The 19,009-nt window shown below is 66.6% G+C and carries 18 protein-coding genes; 9 read left to right on the forward strand and 9 right to left on the reverse strand.

Annotated features, from left to right (window positions below):
• Positions 1–66 precede the first annotated feature (66 nt).
• Positions 67–1,251, forward strand: a complete 1,185-nt coding sequence (locus tag M2282_RS12895) for a M48 family metalloprotease (RefSeq protein ID WP_280809160.1) — start codon at positions 67–69, stop codon at positions 1,249–1,251.
• A 188-nt stretch (positions 1,252–1,439) separates the two neighbouring features.
• Positions 1,440–2,012: a type 1 glutamine amidotransferase domain-containing protein gene (locus M2282_RS12900; RefSeq protein ID WP_280809161.1), complete on the forward strand. Its 573-nt coding sequence runs from the start codon at positions 1,440–1,442 to the stop codon at positions 2,010–2,012.
• Positions 2,013–2,025: 13 nt separating this feature from the next.
• On the opposite strand, the gene M2282_RS12905 is transcribed toward M2282_RS12900, so the two are convergent.
• Complete coding sequence (locus M2282_RS12905; protein WP_280809162.1) at positions 2,026–3,186, reverse strand: citrate synthase; 1,161 nt, start codon at positions 3,184–3,186, stop codon at positions 2,026–2,028.
• 82 nt (positions 3,187–3,268) lie between these two features.
• Here M2282_RS12905 and M2282_RS12910 point away from each other — a divergent pair, with 82 nt between their 5' ends.
• The 3 genes from M2282_RS12910 (at position 3,269) to M2282_RS12920 (ending at position 6,527) form a co-directional block, all read left to right on the forward strand.
• Positions 3,269–4,384: a citrate synthase/methylcitrate synthase gene (locus M2282_RS12910; RefSeq protein ID WP_280809163.1), complete on the forward strand. Its 1,116-nt coding sequence runs from the start codon at positions 3,269–3,271 to the stop codon at positions 4,382–4,384.
• A gap of 108 nt (positions 4,385–4,492) precedes the next feature.
• A complete protein-coding gene (locus M2282_RS12915) occupies positions 4,493–5,482 on the forward strand; it encodes a hypothetical protein (RefSeq protein WP_280809164.1) in 990 nt (329 codons plus the stop codon).
• A 52-nt stretch (positions 5,483–5,534) separates the two neighbouring features.
• Positions 5,535–6,527, forward strand: coding sequence for a hypothetical protein (locus tag M2282_RS12920; protein ID WP_280809165.1), 993 nt, complete (start codon positions 5,535–5,537; stop codon positions 6,525–6,527).
• Here M2282_RS12920 and M2282_RS12925 read toward each other — a convergent pair.
• The 7 genes from M2282_RS12925 to M2282_RS12955 all read right to left on the reverse strand — a co-directional run bounded on the left by M2282_RS12925 (position 6,518) and on the right by M2282_RS12955 (position 15,478).
• Positions 6,518–7,765, reverse strand: a complete 1,248-nt coding sequence (locus tag M2282_RS12925) for a phenylacetate--CoA ligase family protein (RefSeq protein ID WP_280809166.1) — start codon at positions 7,763–7,765, stop codon at positions 6,518–6,520. The two genes, M2282_RS12920 and M2282_RS12925, sit on opposite strands and share 10 nt — an antisense overlap.
• Positions 7,766–8,096: 331 nt before the next feature.
• On the reverse strand, positions 8,097–8,909 hold the full coding sequence (locus tag M2282_RS12930; RefSeq protein ID WP_176661764.1) for an ABC transporter ATP-binding protein: 813 nt from the start codon (positions 8,907–8,909) through the stop codon (positions 8,097–8,099).
• A 169-nt stretch (positions 8,910–9,078) separates the two neighbouring features.
• The gene (locus M2282_RS12935) at positions 9,079–10,410 is read right to left on the reverse strand and encodes an ABC transporter substrate-binding protein (RefSeq protein WP_280809167.1); all 1,332 of its coding nucleotides are present in this window, start codon (positions 10,408–10,410) and stop codon (positions 9,079–9,081) included.
• 75 nt (positions 10,411–10,485) lie between these two features.
• Positions 10,486–11,550 carry a branched-chain amino acid ABC transporter permease gene (locus M2282_RS12940; protein ID WP_093243083.1) on the reverse strand — a complete coding sequence of 355 codons (1,065 nt, stop codon included), beginning with the start codon at positions 11,548–11,550 and terminating at the stop codon, positions 10,486–10,488.
• Between the two features lie 93 nt (positions 11,551–11,643).
• Positions 11,644–12,573: a branched-chain amino acid ABC transporter permease gene (locus M2282_RS12945; RefSeq protein ID WP_280809168.1), complete on the reverse strand. Its 930-nt coding sequence runs from the start codon at positions 12,571–12,573 to the stop codon at positions 11,644–11,646.
• A 167-nt stretch (positions 12,574–12,740) separates the two neighbouring features.
• Positions 12,741–13,526, reverse strand: a complete 786-nt coding sequence (locus tag M2282_RS12950; RefSeq protein ID WP_093436474.1) for an ABC transporter ATP-binding protein — start codon at positions 13,524–13,526, stop codon at positions 12,741–12,743.
• Positions 13,523–15,478: an AMP-binding protein gene (locus tag M2282_RS12955; protein ID WP_280809169.1), complete on the reverse strand. Its 1,956-nt coding sequence runs from the start codon at positions 15,476–15,478 to the stop codon at positions 13,523–13,525. Before M2282_RS12955 ends, M2282_RS12950 begins: the two co-directional genes overlap by 4 nt.
• Positions 15,479–15,562: 84 nt before the next feature.
• Here M2282_RS12955 and M2282_RS12960 point away from each other — a divergent pair, with 84 nt between their 5' ends.
• Genes M2282_RS12960 through M2282_RS12975 form a run of 4 tightly spaced genes read left to right on the forward strand, consistent with a single transcriptional unit; the run spans position 15,563 to position 17,925 of the window.
• The gene (locus M2282_RS12960) at positions 15,563–16,342 is read left to right on the forward strand and encodes a Crp/Fnr family transcriptional regulator (protein WP_280809170.1); all 780 of its coding nucleotides are present in this window, start codon (positions 15,563–15,565) and stop codon (positions 16,340–16,342) included.
• Positions 16,339–16,809, forward strand: coding sequence for a hypothetical protein (locus M2282_RS12965; RefSeq protein WP_280809171.1), 471 nt, complete (start codon positions 16,339–16,341; stop codon positions 16,807–16,809). The genes M2282_RS12960 and M2282_RS12965 overlap by 4 nt, the downstream gene beginning before the upstream one ends.
• Before the next feature lie 60 nt (positions 16,810–16,869).
• Entirely contained in the window at positions 16,870–17,637 is a 768-nt protein-coding gene (locus tag M2282_RS12970; RefSeq protein WP_280809172.1) for an SDR family NAD(P)-dependent oxidoreductase, read from the forward strand.
• Positions 17,638–17,667: 30 nt separating this feature from the next.
• Entirely contained in the window at positions 17,668–17,925 is a 258-nt protein-coding gene (locus M2282_RS12975) for a hypothetical protein (RefSeq protein ID WP_280809174.1), read from the forward strand.
• Positions 17,926–18,162: 237 nt separating this feature from the next.
• Here M2282_RS12975 and M2282_RS12980 read toward each other — a convergent pair whose 3' ends face one another.
• Entirely contained in the window at positions 18,163–18,825 is a 663-nt protein-coding gene (locus M2282_RS12980; protein WP_280809175.1) for a tRNA-uridine aminocarboxypropyltransferase, read from the reverse strand.
• Positions 18,826–19,009 lie beyond the last annotated feature (184 nt).

Consider the following 19,009-nt stretch of genomic DNA (forward strand, 5'->3'; position numbering starts at 1 on the left):
CGGGGGGGCGCGAAAACAACCACAACAACGCGGACCCGCACGGGCCGCATCGAGGAGGAAATTCCAATGGATCCACTGGTCTACCCGCGCGAGCGCTGGCTCGGCAACATCACGCTCGGCCTGGGCGTGCTGATCTGGGGGCTGCTGGTGCTGGGCACCCTGGGCATCGCCCTCGTGTACGTGCTGCTGGGCTTCATCGCCTACGTGTTCGCACAGTCGGCCTTCATCGCCTGGATCAAAGGCACGGCCGTGAAGCTTTCGCCCACCCAGCTGCCCGAGCTGCATGCGCGCTTCAGGGCCTGCTGCGGTTATCTCGGCATCGAGAACCCGCCAGAGGCCTACCTGCTGCACGGCGACGGCATCTTCAACGCCTTTGCCACCCGCTTCTTCGGGCGCGACTTCGTGGTGCTGCTGTCCGACGTGGTCGATGCCATGGAAACCCAGCCCGACGGCATCAACTTCTACATCGGCCACGAGCTCGGCCACATCAAGCAACGCCACCTCACGGGCCACATCTGGCGCATGCCGGTGCTCTGGCTGCCGCTGCTGGGCGCGGCCTATTCGCGTGCGCAGGAATACACCTGCGACCTGCACGGCGCCGCCTGCTGCGAGGAACCCGACTCGGCACCCCGCGCGCTGGTGGCGCTGGCCGCCGGCGCGCAGCAGTGGCGCAACGTCGACCTGCAGCGTTATGCCGACCAGTCGGCGGGCAACAGCGGCTTCTGGGCTTCGTTCCACGAACTGATCGGCGGCTATCCCTGGCTCACCAAGCGCGTGGCGCGCGCCATCGATCCGGCCGCGAAGCTGCCGGGCCGCAACCCGCTGGCTTACGTGCTCGCGATCTTCGTGCCCAACACCGGCCGTGCGGGCGGTGGTGCGCTCGCCCTGCTGATGGTCGTGGCAATCATCGGCATCCTGGCGGCGGTGGCCTTTCCGGCCTACCAGGAGTACCAGTCGCGCACCGTCGTCTCGAAGGCCTGGACCGACGCAGCGCCGGTGCGCGAGACGCTTGGCACCTACTACAAGGAAAAGCAGGAGATTCCCGATTCCCTCGAAGCCGCCGGTGCGCCGCAAACCCTGCCCGACGGCTCGGCCTTGAAGCTCGATTCCGACACGATGGTGCTGGAAGTGGAGACCGCCAAGGGCACGCTGCGCATGGAGCCCTCGGCTGTCGACGACGGCGTCGAGTGGCACTGCACGGCCGGCGGCGGCCTGTCTGCAAAGGTCCTGCCGATTGCCTGCCGCAAGTAACAGACGCCGCTCGCACGTGCTGGCCTGTACCGGCGCAAGGTAAAGCGTCGTAAGAGAAGGTTGCCGCCCGTCCAACTGTCCGACAGGCGGACCCGGCGCACGCCGATGCGTGCTGCGGGCGTGGGGCCTAGGGTGGAACTTCGTTGCTTTCGAAACCCACCCTCAACCTTCCAGAAGGAACCTCACCGATGCCCACCATCACCACTTCGTCGCTCGACGGAATGAAGGTCGCGATCCTCGTCACCGACGGCTTCGAACAGGTCGAGATGACCGAACCGCGCAAGGCGCTGGACGTTGCCGGCGCGCTCACGCAGATCGTCTCGCCCATGGACGGCAGCGTGCGCGGCTGGAACCACCACGATCCGGCCGACAGCTTCGAAGTCGATGTGCCACTCGCGGCCGCGAAGGCCGAAGACTTCGATGCCCTGCTGCTGCCCGGCGGCGTCATCAACCCCGATGCACTGCGCATCGACGAGAAGGCGGTGGCCTTCGTGCGCGCTTTCCTCGATGCGGACAAACCGATTGCCGCGATCTGCCACGGCCCCTGGACGTTGATCGACGCGGACGGCATCAAGGGCCGCAAGATGACCTCCTGGCCCTCGCTGCGCGTCGACCTGCAGAACGCCGGTGCGCAATGGAGCGACAAGGAGGTCGTGGTCGACAGCAATCTCGTGACGAGCCGCAAGCCGGACGACCTGCCTGCATTCAATCGCGAGATGAGGAAGCTGTTCGAGCTCGCCTACGAAGCCGCCATCCACTGAAAACCGACGGCGCTCAGCGCGCGAGTTCCGGGCCCGTGTAGCGGGCACGCGGCCTGATCAGCTGCCCCGTGGCCTGCTGCTCGAGCACGTGCGCCGTCCAGCCGACGGTGCGCGCAAGCGCGAACAGCATCAGCGGCGCGTCGGCAGGCAGCTTGTGCACGGCGGCCATCGCGGCCAGGGCGAAGTCGATGTTCGCCGCTTCGCCCAGCAGCTTCTCGCCCGTAGCGCGCAGCGATGCGAAGGCGGGCGGCAGTTCGATGACCTGGAGCAACACGGTGCAGCGCGCGTCGCCCGCGGGATAGAGCGGATGTCCGAAGGCCGCGAGCGGCCGGTCGTGCGCCAGCCATTCGCGAACTGCCGCGTCGCTGCCGAGCGCCGTGACGCTGCGCATCAGGGCCTGCACGGCCGCCGCGGCGCCGCCGTGCAAGGGCCCGGTCAGCGTGGAGAGGCCGGTGAGCAAACACGCCGCGAGTGAAGCGCCCGTGGAGGCGGTCACGCGTGCAGCGAAGGTCGATGCGTTGAGTTCGTGGTCGGCCATCAGCACGAGCGCGCGGCGCAGCACATCGGCCGCGCGTGGGCGGCGCCATGCCGCGGCCAGCCGCGTGTGCAGATGGGATGCGCGCGATGACGGGCCCAGCAACGCATCGGCGAGCGTGCCGATCACGTCGGCTGCTTCAGCTTGCAGCACGCTGCGCGAGCGACCGCGCGAAGGCGGATCGGCGGCCGCACGAGCAGCGAGTGCGAGCAAGCCGGCCTGCAATGGCGTTGCCCCCTTGGCGTGCGCCTGCCCGGAATCCGTGGCCACGAAGTGCGGCGGCGCACTCTCCCACAACAGGCCCGCGACGTCTTCGAGCGTGGCATGCCCGGCCAGTTCGCAGGCGTCTTGCCCGCGATACCAGAGCCGCCCGTCGGCCACCGTCGACACTGCGGAGGGCAGCACCGGCTCGCCCCACTGGATGGCCTCGCTCGCCACCGTCTCGCTGCTGCGGCGGCCGCGCGTGCGCGCCGCGATGCGCTGCACGTCGTCGCGGTGATAGAGGCTGCGGCGCGGGTCCGCCGCGTCGGGCTTGGCGCGGATGCGGCCGCGGCTCACGCTCGCGTAGAGCGTCTGCGGGCGCACCTGCATCAGGTCGAGCGCTTCGGCGGCGGGGAGCCAGAGGGGTGCCTTGGTCATGTTGATGGAATGGATCAAGATTGACGTCAATGTTAGCGCCGACAGAATCGATGTCATCGTGATAACCCAGGAGTACGAAACGATGAACAACGACGATGGTCTCGAAGGCGTGGTGGCCGCGCACACGGTGCTTTCTGAAGTGGACGGCGCAGCCGGCCGGCTGGTGATCCGCGGGCACCAGCTCGACGAGATCGCGCAGCGCTGGCGCTACGAAGACGTGGTGGCACTGCTCTTCCAGGGCTTCTTCGACACCGTGCCCCAAGCGGAGGCCCTGCGCAGCGCACTCGGCCGCGCACGCCGCGAAGCCTTCGAGCGCCTGCAGCTCAACGACGACGCGGTGCTGCGCAAGATGCCGCCCATCGAAGCGGTGCGCGCGCTGCTTGCGCGGCTGCCCGATGGCGATGACCTCGCCACGGCGCTGCGGCTGGTCGCGGCGCCCGCCGTCTACACCGCAGCCGTGATGCGCTGGCGCCTCGGCGTGCCGGCCCTTGCGCCCGACGAATCGCTGCCGTACGCCGTCGACATGCTGCGCATGCTCCACGGTCGCACACCCACGGCCGCGCAGGCGGCTGCGCTCGACACGTACCTCGTGACGGTGTGCGACCACGGCCTCAACGCCTCGACCTTCGCGGCGCGCGTGGTCGCATCGACGGGTGCGGGCCTGGCATCGGCCGTGCTTGCCGGCATCAGCGCGCTCAAGGGTCCGTTGCACGGCGGCGCGCCCGGCCCGGTGCTCGATGCGCTCGATGCCATCGGCACTGCCGCCAACGCGCGCCACTGGCTCGAAGACGCGGTGGCCAGCGGCCAGCGCCTCATGGGCTTCGGCCATCGCATCTACCGCGTGCGCGATCCGCGTGCCGATGCGCTCAAGGGGGCGCTGCGCCGACTGAGCGTCGAAGGCGGCGTCAACGCCGCGCGCTTCGAACTGGCCGAAGCGGCGGAGCGGGCCGCGCTCGCCATCCTGCGCGAGAAGAAGCCCGACCGCGCGCTGGAAACCAACGTCGAGTTCTACACCGCGCTGCTGCTCGAAGCGCTGGGCTTCGGCCGCGAGAGCTTCACCTGCGTGTTCGCGGCCGGTCGTGTGAGCGGATGGGTGGCGCATGCGCGAGAGCAGGTGAAGAAGGGGCGGCTGATCCGGCCGCAATCGGTGTACGTGGGCCCCATGCCGCACGACGCCGATACCGAACTCGCGCATTGAGGAGGCCGCGTTCGCGCGCACCTGTCGCAATCCGATACCCTCGCCGTTCTCGCGCACCGCGGCCCCCGCCGGCCGCATTGCGTGCCATGTAAGGCGAAGGTATCCCGAATGACGACATCCTCCCTCGAGCGCGTGCAGCGCCTGCCCAGAGACCTCGCGCTGATCGCGCTGGCCATCCAGGCCGGTGTCGCAGTGGCCGGCATCGGCGCGCAGCTGATCTGGTCGCCTTATGCCGAAGACATGCGCCGGCTCTACACCACGGCGCGAGCCCTGGTGCCGATGCTGTCCTCGGCCGTCATGAACTGGGCGTTCGCAGCCCTGCTGGCCTGGTGCTTCGCACGCCATGCACTCGATCGCCATGGCCCCGCCGAGTTGGCGCGTCCCGCCGGTGCCCGCGGCATCTTCGGGGTCGTCTTCTTGCTGCTGGTGCTTGTGCAGGGCTATGTCCTGGCGCCGCTGATCCACCAAGTGGCGCTGTCCTATATCCAGAACACCGCGGGCTCGATCGCCGCGGCGGGCTTTGTCTTCGCGCTGAGTTCGGTGTTGCAGCTGGTGCTGGTGGCCCTGATCGCGTGGTTCGCCTGCTGGCTGGCGCTGCAGCGCCGATCCGGCGGCAGCGGCGGCGATGTGGCTACCTCGGCACCCGCGGCTTCTTTCCCGTCGTCTCCGCGCGCTGTGATCGCCTGGGTGGTCGGCGTGTTCTTCGTGTGCCTGCAGATGTTGATGAGCAGCCTGTTCCAGGGCTGGATCGGCATGCAGCAGGCTCCAGGCGCCGGCCCGCTCGTGCTGGGTTGGATCGTCGCGCCGCTGGTGGTCCTCGCACTGACGTTCTGGGGCGCCTGGATGGGCGCGCGCGAGGCCGCGCAGCCGCGGCCGCTGCGCGCCATCGCCTCGTCGGCGCTGGCCTTCGTGCTGCTGCAGCTGGTCTGCATCGCCATTGCCATCGCGTGGATGCTGTGGGTCCTGCGGCCCGGTCACGTGAACGACATCGTGGGCCCGGCGGTAGGGCTGGCGGTCATCTACGTGGTCCTGATGGTGATGCTGACGCGTTCGACCGTGGGCTGGCTCTATCGCGCTTCCAGGCTGCGCCCGCAGTGATCGGATAAGTATTTCCATGGCGACAAACCCTTTCGGCGAGCGCGCACTGCGCTTGCCCCGCGACTTCGCATGGCTTGCGGCAGGCCTTCATGCGGCGCTCTTCGTTGCGACCACGTTCCTGCAACTTCTGCCACTTCTGATCGGTAGCGAGACGTTGCGCAACCATTACGCAAGGGCGAGCGTATGGATCCCATTGCTCTTCCACGCCGGAGCAGCCGGGCTGCTGGCCGCCACCCTGGCCTGGAGCCATGCGCGCAACGCGCTCGAGGAGCGAGGCGCCGCCAGCCTGGCCCGCATCCTCAATCCGGGAAGCCGCTTCGCGCTGGCGTACCTGGGGGTGCTTGTTCTGCAGGCTTTCGTGCTCAGCCCCTTGCTCTTTCGGTTGGAGATGCGCTTCATGCCGGACGGATCGCTGGAGGCGCTGTTCGGCGTGGTCAGCGTGCGCTCCCGGATGGTCACTGCGATGCTGATCCAGTCGATCGTCCATGCGGTCATGCTGGTGGCCGGCGTCTGGTTCGCCGCATGGTTCGCATTGCGCAAGGGCGGCCGCACCGTGCAGGCGAGCGAGCTGGTCGACATCCCGGGAAATAGCGACGTGGTCGCATCGCCGCGGCGCGCGATCGCCTTCGTCGGCGCGGCCGTGTTCGTGTGGCTTCAGCTGTGGATCGGCAGCATGGCGCTCAGGTGGAGCGATGCGCACGCCGGACTGGATGCAGCACCGCTCCTGCTCGGCTGGGTCGCGATTGCTTTGTTGGCCGGCGCGCTGGCGTTCTGGGGTGCCTGGCTCGGCGCTGCGTCGCAGGCCGCGCGGGCCGAGGCGCATCCGTTCCGCGCCGTGGCTGCCGCCGCGCTGGCCTTCGTGCTGTTGCAGCTCACCTGCATTGGCATCGCCGTTGGCTGGATGCTGTGGATCACGCGCGACGTTGGCCTGCCCGGTGGCAGCAAGATGCTCGACTACATCTTGGCGCTGGCGGCGATCTATCTGGTGCTCCTGGTGATGCTCATGCGCGGTGTCACGCGCTGGTTGTACCGCCGCTACTTGTAGCTGCGCGCGTCCTCGATCACCTTGCCGTCGTTCGGCAGCATGCCCGGCGCCACCAGCTCGATGGTGCCGCGCAGCTTGGTCACTTCGCGCACCGCATCGGCAATGCGCGCATCGAGCCCGTCCGGCACGCCCGCGCATTCGAGCCTGAAGGTCATCTGGTCGTCGCCCATCTCGCCCGACACAACGAGCCGCGCGCGCACGATCTCCGGAAAGCGCCGCGCGATCTCCGCCACCTGCGACGGATGCACGAACATGCCGCGCACCTTGGTCGTCTGGTCGGCACGGCCCATCCAGCCCTTGATGCGCTTGTTGGTTCGGCCGGTGGGGCAGGTGCCCGCGAGCACGGCCGAGAGGTCGCCGGTGCCGAAGCGCACCAGCGGATAGTCGGGGTTGAAGCTGGTGACGACGATCTCGCCCACCTCGCCATCGGGCACGGGGTCGCCGGTGCCCGGGCGCACGATCTCGACCAGCACGCCCTCGTCGATCACCAGGCCTTCGCGCGCGCTGGTCTCGTACGCGATGAGGCCGAGGTCGGCGGTGGCGTAGCACTGCGTGCCACGCACACCGTGCGCGGCAATCCAGTCGTGCAGGCTCGGCGGAAAGGCTTCGCCCGAGACCAGGGCCTTGGTGAGCGAGGGCAGCTTCTGGCCTTTCTCCTCGGCTTTCTCCAGCAGGATCTTCAGGAAGCTCGGCGTGCCCGCATAGCCTTCGGGCTTGAGGTCAACGATGGCCTCGAGCTGTTGCTCGGTCTGCCCGGTGCCGCCCGCGAACACGGTACAGCCCATGGCATGCGCACCGCTCTCCATGATCGAGCCGGCCGGTGTCATGTGGTAGCTGAAGCTGTTGTGAATCAGCTCGCCGCTGCGAAAGCCCGCCGCATGCAACGCCCGCGCGGTGCGCCAGTAGTCGCGCGCTTCGCCCTCGGGTTCGTAGATGGTGCCGGGGCTCGCGAAGATGCGCGGCATGCGCGGGCCGCGCACGATCGATGCGAAGCCACCGAAGGGGTCGTCGGCGCGGCGTGCCTTCTGCAGTTCGAGCAATTCCGATTTGCGCGTGACCGGTAGTTTGGCGAGCGCCTCACGTGTCGTGACGTCCGCGGGCTTCACGCCGTCGAGGATCTTCTGGAACGCGGACGTGGCTGTCTGTGCCTGCGCGATCTGCTTCGGCAAAGCGGCGAGCAGGTCGCGCTCGCGCTCGGCGGGGTCGCGGATTTCTAGCTTGTCGTAGTGGTCGGTCATGTCCGTACCCTTCATCGTTTCTGTTCAGTGTCTTTGCCGACGGGTGTTGTTCAGTTCAGGGGCGGGTGCACAGGCCACCGGGTACTTCCCTCCGCGAATGTCCCCCGGGGCTTCGCCCCTCCTCCTTGATTTCGCTGCGGGAAGCACCCGATGCCCTGTGCACCTGGACACGCTGCTGGTGTGGAGCCGATCAACGACCGCTGCGCATGACGAGCGCGCTGATGGGGTGCCTTGCGCAGCGAAATCAAGGAGGAGCCGAAGGCGGGGGACATTCGCGGAGCAAGGCACCCCGTCGGCGTGATCGCACCCCGGGCAACGGCACACAGACCTTTCAAGCCAGCCACCTCTTGCGCCGCTTGTAGCTCTTCACATCGCGAAAGCTCTTGCGATCGGCACCGCCAACACCGAGGTAGAACTCCTTCACGTCCTCGTTCTCGCGCAGGCTCTTGGCCTCGCCGTCCATCACGATGCGGCCGTTCTCCAGGATGTAGCCGTAGTCGGCGTAGCGCAGCGCCATGTTGGTGTTCTGCTCGGCCAGGAGGAAGGTCACGTGTTCCTTGGTGTTGAGGTCTTTCACGATCTCGAACACCTCTTCCACGATCTGCGGCGCGAGGCCCATCGAGGGTTCGTCCAGCAGCACCATCGTCGGGTTGGCCATCAGCGCGCGGCCGATGGCGCACATCTGCTGCTCGCCGCCGGATGTGTAGGCCGCCTGCGAGGTACGGCGTGTCTTCAGGCGCGGGAAATACGCGTAGACCTTCTCCAGCGTCTGCTGCACCGCTGCCTTGCCATCGGTGCGCGTGTAGGCGCCGGTCATCAGGTTCTCCTCGATGGTCAGGTGGGCGAAGCAGTGGCGGCCTTCCATCACCTGGATCAGCCCGCGCTTGACCAGTTCGGCTGGCGACAGCGCCTCGATGCGGTCGCCGCGCAATTCGATGGTGCCTTTGGTCACCGCGCCGCGTTCGCCCGCAAGCAGGTTGCTCACCGCGCGCAGCGTGGTCGTCTTGCCCGCGCCGTTGCCGCCGAGCAGCGCCACGATGCCGCCTTCGGGCACGGTGAGCGAGACGCCCTTGAGCACGAGGATCACGTGGTTGTAGATGACCTCGATGCCGTTGACGTTGAGAAGGATGTTGGGTTCGCTCATGGTGTGGTCCGAAGCATTCGAAAGAACAACGACGCTGCTCTTTCAGATGCCCGCTTGACCCACCACCCTTCGGGGAACACCGCGGAACCGGCTTTGCCGGGCCGCAGGTGTTGCCCCCTGCAAGGGGGTGGGAGAAGCGACACGAAGTGCGCGCAGCCTGGGGGTTAGCTCAAGACTGGCAATCCGCTGCTTCGCGGCGCGTCAGCTTCTTCTCGCCAGCGTACTTCTCGGCGGCCGCCTTCACCATCGGCTTGATGATCTGTTCGTCGGCCTCGTACCAGTCCGACATGCCACCCCACTTCGCACCGTCCCAGGTGTGCACGCGCGCCCAGCTCGAGCCCATGTGGTCCTGGCACGAGGTGCTCACCGGACGCATCACGCCCGAGAAGCCCAGCGCGTCAAGCTTCTTCTGGTCGAGCGCGAGGTTCTCCATGCCCCAGCGCACCTGCTCGCCGGTCATGACCTTGCCCTTGCCGAAGCGCTCCTGCGCGCGCTTGACGGCCTCGACGCCGAGCATCTGGATGATCACGCCGCGCGTGTAGAGCACCGAGCCCACTTCGTCCTTCGGACCCGTGCCCTGGCCCTTGTCGTGCACCTGCTTGAGGATGTCCTGGATCACCTTGGGCTGCGTGCCCGAGGTATTGAGCGCGAGCGCGTTGTAGCCCTTGGCGTTGGTGCCCACGTCCTTCACGTCGGGTTCTGCGCCGGCCCACCACACGCCGTACATCTTCTCGCGCGGGTAGCCCGTGGCCACGGCTTCCTTCAGGGCGGTGGAGTTCATCACGCCCCAGCCCCACAGCAGCACGAAGTCGGGACGCGATTGGCGCACCTGCAGCCAGGCCGATTTCTGTTCCACGCCGGGCGCGGTCACGGGGATCAGCGAGAGTTCGAAGCCGTTCTGCTTGGCGCGCTCCTGCAGCAGCGGAATCGGCTCCTTGCCGAACGGCGAGTCGTGGTACACGAGGGCGATCTTCTTGCCCTTGAGCTTGTCCATGCCGCCTTCTTTTTTACCGATGTGCTGGATCAGGATGTCGGCCGCGGTCCAGTAGCTGCCCATCAGCGGGAAGTTCCACTTGAACACGCCGCCGTCCTGCGAGGCCGAGAGGCCGTAGCCCAGCGTGATCAGCGGGACCTTGTCGGTGGGCACCTTGTCGGTCAGCGCAAAGGTGATGCCGGTGGCTTGCGGATCGAACAGCGCGACGCCCGGACGGCCCTTCAGGCGCTCGTAGCATTCCACGCCCTTGTCGGTGGCATAGCCGGTCTCGCACTCTTCGTAGGCGAGCTTCACGCCGTTGATGCCGCCGGTGGCATTGACGTACTTGATGTAGTCCTGCTTGCCGTTCGCCCACGGCGTGCCGTTGGGCGCGTAGGGGCCGGTGCGGTAGACCAGCAGCGGGAAGAACTGCTCCTTGGCCTGCGCCTGCGCGATCGATGGCGCGAGCATGGCGCCGAGGGTGCTGGCCACCAGGGCGGCGGTCAGAGCGAGCGATTTCAGTTTCATGCCTGTCTCCTTTTGTGGGCACCTCGGTGCCGGGTTTTTTACGAACGAACGAACGGGAACTCTCGGAATGCGTTGTCAGTGCGGGAAGGGCCAGAGCCGCAACTTCTCCTTGGCCGTGGACCACAGCCGCGCGAGGCCGTGCGGCTCGACGATCAAAAAGAACACGATCAGCGCGCCGAAGATCATGGTCTCCAGGTGCGAGGCCAGTGCGGTGGAAATCGAGAAGCCCAGCCACGCGGGCAGCTGGTTCAGAAAGAGCGGCAGCAGCACGATGAAAGCAGCGCCGAAGAAGCTGCCCATGATCGAGCCGAGCCCGCCGATGATCACCATGAACAGCAGCTGGAACGAGCGGTCGATGCTGAAGGCCGCCGGCTCCCACGCACCCAGGTGGATGAAGCCCCACAGCGCGCCGGCCACACCGACGATGAAGCTGCTCACCGCAAAGGCCGTGAGCTTGGCGTACACCGGGCGGATGCCGATCACCGCGGCGGCCACGTCCATGTCGCGCATCGCCATCCATTCGCGGCCGATGGCACTGCGCACCAGGTTCTTGGCGAGCAGCGCGAACACCACCACGAAGACGAGGCAGAACAGGTACTTCTGCACCGGCGACTCGATCGGCACGCCGAACACATTGAGCCCCGCCACGCTCACCGAACCCGAGGACGAGTTGTTGGTGAACCACTGGATGCGCAGGAACGCCCAGTCGGTGAAGAACTGAGCGGCCAGCGTGGCCACCGCGAGGTACAGGCCCTTGATGCGCAGGCTCGGAATGCCGAAGAGCACGCCGATCACCGTTGCGCACAGCCCGCCCAGCAGCAGCGAGGCGATGAGCGGCATGCCGTCGATGCGCACTTGGAAGTTGTAGGCCGCGTACGCGCCCACCGCCATGAAGGCGCCGGTGCCCAGCGAGATCTGGCCGCAGTAGCCCACCAGGATGTTGAGGCCGAGCGCCGCGAGCGACAGGATCAGGAAGGGCGTGAGGATGGCGCGCATCCAGTAGTCGGACACGCCCAGCGGCACCACGATGAAGGCCACGAGCAGCAGCACCAGCATCGCGATGCGGTCCTGAGCGATGGGGAGGATCTGTTGGTCGGCCCTGTAGCTCGACTTGAACTGGCCGTTTTCTCTGTAGAACATGTCAGACCCGATCGATGATCTTTTGGTTACGGCCCGCTTCGCTTAACTTGCTTTGCAAGTTAGCCTCCACCGAAAAATTATTGATCTCGTATTTCATACGCGATCAATAATTTTTTCGCCGAACAGGCCCTGGGGCCGCACCAGCAGGAAGACGAGCGCCAGCACGTAGGCAAACCAGATCTCGATGCCGCCACCGAGCATGGGGCCGAGATAGATTTCAGACAGCTTCTCGCCCATGCCGATCAGGAGGCCGCCGATGATCGCGCCCGGAATCGAGGTAAGCCCGCCGAGGATCACCACCGGTAGCGCCTTCAGCGCGACCAGCGAGAGCGAGAACTGCACACCGAGTTTCGAGCCCCAGATGATCCCGGCCACCAGCGCCGAGAAGCCGGCCACCGACCACACGATCACCCAGATGCGCTTGAGCGGAATGCCGATGGACTGCGCCGCCTGGTGGTCGTCGGCCACTGCGCGCAGCGCGCGGCCGGTGGCGGTCTTCTGGAAGAAGATGGCCAGCACCACCACGAGCGCCGCCGACACCGCCGCAGCGACCAGGTCTTCCTGGCTCAGCAGCAGGCCGCCCTGGAAGGTGCCTTCGAACACCATCAGCGGTTCCTTGGGCATGCCCACGTCGATCTTGTAGATGTCGTTGCCGAAGATCGTCTGGCCCACGCCATCGAGGAAGTAGGCGATGCCCAGCGTGGCCATCAGCAGCGTGATGCCTTCCTGGTTCACCAGCTTGCTGAGCGCGAGCCGCTCGATGAGCCAGGCCACCACCACCATCACCGCCATGGCCGCGATGAAGGCCAGGATGTTCGCGAGGATCAGGCTCTGGAAGCCGAACCACAGCGGGAACCATTCGGAGAAGCGCGCCATGGCGAGTGCCGCGAACAGGACCATCGCGCCTTGTGCGAAGTTGAAGACGCCCGAGGCCTTGTAGATCAGCACGAAGCCGATGGCGATCAGCGAATAGAGCATGCCGACCATGAGGCCGCCAAACAATGTCTCTAGGAAAAAGCCCATGTCAGTTTCTTTCTTGTTTTTCTCCCTCCCCTTCCGGGGGAGGGTTGGGGTGGGGGCACGCGGCGCTTGATGTGGCGCGGTTGTGTTGCGAGGGCTGTCGTGCCCCCATCCCAGCCTTCCCCCGGGAGGGGAAGGAGCAATTCATCCGGGTGCGTTTGGGCATGGCGTCAGTGCTCCACACCCAGGTACGCCCGGATCACGTCTTCGTTGTTCCGCACTTCATCCGGCGTGCCGTCGCCGATCTTCTTGCCGTAGTCCAGCACCACCACGCGGTCGGAGATGTCCATCACCACGCCCATGTCGTGTTCGATGAGAACGATGGTCGCGCCGAACTCGTCGTTCACGTCGAGGATGAAGCGGCTCATGTCCTGCTTCTCTTCCACGTTCATGCCGGCCATCGGCTCGTCGAGCAGGAGCACCTGCGGCTCCATCGCGAGCGCGCGGCCGAGGTCGACGCGCTTCTGCAGGCCGTAGGGCAGGCGGCCGACCGGCGTCTTGCGGTGCGCCTGGATTTCCAGGAAATCGATGATGTGCTCGACGAACTCTCGGTGCCGCAGTTCCTCGCGCTCGGCCGGGCCCCAGCGGAAGGCCTGTGCGAGCAGGCCGCTCTTCATCTTGAGGTTGCGGCCCGTCATGATGTTGTCGAGCACGCTCATGCCCTTGAAGAGCGCCAGGTTCTGGAAGGTGCGCGCCACGCCCATCTCGGCCACCTGGCGCGAGTTCATGTGCTTGAAGGTCTGGCCGCGGAAGGTGATGGAGCCCTGCTGCGGCCAGTACACGCCGTTGATGCAGTTGAGCATGGAGCTCTTGCCCGCGCCATTCGGGCCGATGATAGCCCGCACTTCGTGCTCGCGCACGTTGAAGCTGATGTCCGTCAGCGCCTTCACGCCGCCGAAGCTCAAGCTGATGTTCTGCACGTCGAGGATGACCTCGCCTGTCTTTCGCGCGCTCATGCCGCCGCCTTCACGATGGGGAAAGTCTTCGCCTCGACAACCTTCAGCGTGGCACTCACCACGCCCGTGCGTCCGTCCTCGAACTTGACCTGGGTCTCGATGTACTGCTCGGTCCTGCCGCCGTAGAGCGCATCGACCAGCACCGCGTATTTCTCGGCGATGAAGCCGCGCCGCACCTTGCGGGTGCGGGTCAGTTCGTCGTCGTCGGGGTCCAGTTCCTTGTGCAGCACCAGGAAGCGCGCGATCTGCGTCTCGCCCATGCCGTCTTCGCTCGCGAGGTCGGCGTTGACCTTGCCGATGCATTCGGCAATCAGCGCCAGCACCTCGGGCTTGCCGGCCAGGTCGACGTAGCCGCCGTAGGCCAGGCCGCGGCGCTCGGCCCAGTTGCCCACGGCTTCGAAGTCGATGTTGATGGCCGCGCAGACCTCGTCGCGTGCGTTGCCGAAGCACACCGCTTCCTTGATCTGCGGAAAGAACTTGAGCTTGTTCTCGATGTAGTTGGGCGCAAAGATCGCGCCGCTCACAAGACGGCCCACATCCTTGGCGCGGTCGATGATGCGCAGGTGCCCTTCGCTGTCGAGCACGCCTGCATCGCCGGTGTGGAAGTAGCCGTTGGCATCGAGCACCTCGGCAGTGGCGTCGGGGCGTTTGTAGTACTCCTTGAGCACCGAGACGCCGCGCACCAGCACCTCGCCGTCTTCGGCGATCTTGAGTTCTATGCCGGGTGCCGCCGTGCCCACGGTCTGCAGCTTGACCTTGCCGTCCTGCTGCAGGCACACATACGCGCAGGTCTCGGTCTGGCCGTAGAACTGCTTGAGGTTCACGCCGATGGAGCGGTAGAAGCGGAACAGGTCAGGGCCGATGGCAGCGCCGGCCGTGTAGGCCACGCGGATGCGGCTCATGCCCAGCACGTTGCGCAGCGGCCCGTAGATCAAGAGGTTGCCCAGGCCGTACATCAGCCGGTCGCCCGTGCTCACCGGCGCGCCGTTGAGGATGTCCGCGCCCACGCGCTGTGCGAGCGCCATGAACTTCGCATAGAGCCAGCGCTTGGGCGCGGCCGCGTCTTCCATGCGGATCGACACGGCGGTGAGCAGCCCTTCGAAGGTGCGCGGCGGGCCGAAGTAGTAGCTCGGGCCGATCTCGCGCATGTCGTTCATCACCGTCTCGGCCGACTCGGGGCAGTTGAGCGTGAAGCCGCCCACCAGCCACTGCGCCACCGAGAACAGGTGATCGCCCACCCACGCCATCGGCAGGTAGCTCATGATGTTGTCGCCGGGCCCCAGCCTGTCGGTCTGCACGCCGCCGCGCCCCGCCGCGATGAAGCTCGCATGCGTCTGGCACACGCCCTTGGGGCGTCCGGTGGTGCCCGAGGTGTAGAGGATCACGCCGACGTCGGTGGCTTCGCCGCTCGCCACGGCGCGGTCGTAGTAGCCGACGTTGGCCTTGTCGAACTCGCGGCCCAGCGCGCGCAGCTGCTCGTAGCTCATGAGCCCGGGCTGGTCGTAATGGCGCAGGCCCTTGGGGTCGTCGTAGATGATGTGGCGGATGCCGTGCTGCTGGTCCTTCTGCAGCTCGCGGCACTCGAGCAGCTTGTCGACCTGCTCCTGGTCTTCGACGATCACGAAATCGATGGCCGCGTCCTGCAGCATGAAGACCATCTCGCTGGCCACCGCGTCCTGGTACAGAGGCACCGGCACGCCGCGCAGGCTCTGCGCCGCGACCACCGCCATGTACAGGTGCGGCCGGTTGGCGCCCACGATGGCGAGGTTGTCGAAGGCCTTGAAGCCGAGGCTTGCGAGGCCGCAGGCCATCTCGCGCACCTCTTCTGCCACCGCGTTCCAGGTCCAGGTCTGCCAGATGCCGAGGTCTTTCTCGCGCACGGCGGGCGACTCGGGTTGGGCCTGGGCGTGCGCGAGCAGCAGCCGGGGGAAGGTGGGGTCGTTTGTTTGCACAGTGGGCGGATCGTAGGCCTCACTTTGACGCCCGCTTGTCGTTCCGACGACAATCCTAGGGACACTACTCCCCGGAGTTTCCCGATGCCTCACGGCAATCTCAACCAAGGTCCTCTTGGCACGCCTGGCAATTCGATCAAGGACCGCGTCCGTCCCGCCAATGCCGCGGAGCTCGGCGGCATCCCGTGGCTGCCCACGCTCACGCCCACCGAGCGCCGCCGCGCCGAGGCCGCGCTGGTGGTGGGCGAAGCCGAGCCCGGCGACCTGGTCTGCCGCGTCGGCCGCTCGCCCACCTACTGGTTCGGCGTGGTCGAGGGCCTGCTCAAGATGAGCAACGACAACGCCGATGGCGGCTCGGTCACCTACACGGGCGTTCCGCCCGGCGGCTGGTTCGGCGAGGGCACGGTGATGAAGCGCGAGCCCTACCGCTACAACATCCAGGCGCTGCGCCGCAGCGTGGTGGCGGGGCTGCCGATCGAGAGCTTCCACTGGCTGCTGGACCATTCGATCGGATTCAACCGCTTCGTGATGAACCAGCTCAACGAACGGCTCGGCCAGTTCATCGCGGCGCTGGAGATCGACCGGCTCAACAACCCCGACGCGCGCGTGGCGCGCAACCTGGTGTCGCTTTTCAACCCGGTGCTGTACCCAGGTGTGGGCGAGGTGCTGCGCATCACGCAGCAGGAACTCGCGTACCTGGTGGGCCTGTCGCGGCAGCGGGTGAACGAGGCGCTCAACGGGCTCTCGGCGCAGGGGCTGATCCGGGTGGAGTACGGTGGGCTGCGCGTGCTCGACCTGCCGGGCCTGCGCGTGAGCGCGATGTCGAACAAGAAGAACGCCTCGGCGGAAACGGAAACCTCATGAACCTCGAAGACCAGCTGCAGGTCGTGCCCGCGAACGCGGAAGCGGCCTTCATTCCACCGGCCGACGTGCCGAAGGCGAAAGCCGAAGATACCGGCCCGACGCTCGAGCAAGCCATCGAACGCAACGAGGCGCTGACCGAGAAGATCGAGGCGCTCGACGCCATCCTCGCCAAGCCGCTCAGCGAGATCCTCGCGGACCGCGAGAAGGCTGAAGAAGCCGCGCTGGCGTGGGACCGCTTCGGCGCGATGTGGATGCTGTCGCAACGCGCGATGCGCCGCGTGGCCCTCGACCTCGCGGCGCAGCTCGGCGTGAGCGAGGAAGAAGTCATTGCGCGTGCGATGACGAACGCCAACGCGGTGCTCAACGGCGCCGACGAAGTCGACCTCGGCGGCACCATCGCGCCCGCGCAGCTGCAGCACATTGCGCGGCACCGGGCGTTCCTGCGCAAGCAGTTCCGTACCGGTTGAGCCGCAAGGCCTCTCGATACCCCTTAACCTCCCCGCCTTCGTTCAAGAAAGACTTTCCCGATGACCGTTGCTTCCCACCTCACCCTGATCACCGGCGCCTCGCGCGGCCTGGGCCGTGCCATGGCCGAACAGTTGCTGCAGGCCGGCCACGTGGTGCTGGGCATTTCGCGCAAGCAGGATGCCCAACTCGCCGGGATCGCCAAGGCCGCCGGCGCCGAACTCACGCAGTGGGAGCAGGACCTGTCCGACCCCGTTGCCGCCGCGGCCCGCGTGTCGGCCTGGCTCAAGGCCATCGATGCGCAGCGCTTCGACAGCGTGACCCTCATCAACAACGCCGGCACCGTCGGCAACCCCGCGCCGCTGGCCGGCGCCGTCACTGCCGATCTGTCGCTGGCGCTGCGCATCGGCCTCGAAGCGCCGATGCTGCTGACCGCCGCCTTCCTCAACGGCACGCGCGAATGGCGCGGCATGCGCAAGGTGCTGAACATCTCGTCGGGCCTGGGCCGCAACGCGATGGGCAGCCAGGCGCCTTACTGCGCGGCCAAGGCCGGCATGGACCGTTTCTCCCAGGCCGTGGCGCTCGAAGAAGCGGCCGCACCGAACGGCGCGCGTATCGTGTCGCTTGCGCCCGGCATCATTGATACCGACATGCAGGTGCAGTTGCGCGGCGCATCGGCAGAGAACTTTCCGGACCGCACGCGCTTCGTGAGCATGAAGGAAGAAGGCCGCCTCGACAGCCCCGCCACCGCCGCGGCCAAGGTGCTCAAGTACCTGGCGCGCGAAGACTTCGGCACCAACCCCGTGGCCGACGTGCGCGACCCGGCCTGAACGCCTTCAATACCGAGAACGAGCACGCCCATGGCCACCGCAAAGTCGATCGACACCAACGACTACAAGCTCTTCCCGTCGCCGAGGAACGTGCACCGCGTCATCTTCGAACACCAGGTCTTCGTGCCGTACCCGTACGCGCTGATCGTGATGGACGAGTTCTACTTCAAGGGCCGCTACAGCCTGTTCTCGGCCTGCCGCATGAGCGACGGGAAGATGGGGCAGGTGGTGACGTTCGAACTGGAATCCGACGTCGACATCTTCAACGCGAAGTTCGTGCCGGATTGACGCGCACGTGTCGCAGGCTAGTCCCCTCTCCCCTCGGGGAGAGGGCCAGGGTGAGGGTTGCGGCCCTCGCATACACACGGCTCTATGCGGATGGCGCCTGTTTTTGTGTCCATCTTGATGAGGGTGAGTACTGCGGCCTGAGCTAGTTGGATTGGCGGCAAGCACAGTACGCTGGCCGTGCATGAGCGAATCTCAGGAAGTCGGAGTACGGCCAAAACCAGCTATTTAGCTGGTCACCTAAATGAGCCCCGTAACCCGTGGTCGAGGGCAGGACTTGTCAGCTTGCGCGTTTCGCTGCCCGCCAGCCTGCTCCAAGTACTCTACAAATCCGTCGAAGGCATCCAACAAGGGCTGGAACCGCGCCACATCGCCTTCCAGTTGGCACAAGGCGTAGCAGGTCGCCTCCAGCGTGGACAGTTGGTCGGGCCCATGGGCTTTGCGGATACGGTAGTGCGAAGGCGGCAGGTTGCGCAGGGCCAAGCGGGGCAACTGTTGCAGTGGCGGGCTTTGGTAGAGCATCTTTCGGCTTTTGCGCCAGGTGCCGTCCAGCACGACGAGGCGCAGGCGCGACTGGGCTTGCGGCCAATCGGGCGGTAGCGGGGGTGGAACCCGCAGGCCCGGAGCAGCATGTTGAAGACTGTCCGGGTACAGCAGCAGCGTGTGCTTGTCGTCCACCGGCCAGACCGGCGCTGCAAATGCCTCACCCACCACCAGGCGGCAGTGCGCCAAGCTGAGATGCAGCAGGCGGGCACTGCCTTTGGCCTGGTGTACCTCCAGCGGGTGCTGCAGCACCAGTACCTCCACCGCGTGGGCGGTGGGCGCGACCCAGCGGCAAATGCAGGCGCTGAGCGGGCGCAGGCAAGCGGTGCAGTGGGGGCGCGGGACTGAAGCGGCGGACATGGCTACACAATGCGTGGAGGGGGGTGTCTATTAGCTTTGGCGCGACGACCGGCAGCTTTGGACAAAGTCGGAAGACCGCAGTGGGCCCCAGGACTAAACCGCTCGCGCGGTAGCCCGCCGCACAGTCTGTGATTTAACAAGCATCGTGCCCCCGTCTATGTTGGGAACCGAGGCAATCGGCCTC

Origin of the sequence: Variovorax boronicumulans (genome assembly GCF_029892485.1) — a bacterium.
In the GTDB taxonomy this organism is placed as follows: Bacteria; Pseudomonadota; Gammaproteobacteria; order Burkholderiales; family Burkholderiaceae_C; genus Variovorax; species Variovorax boronicumulans_B.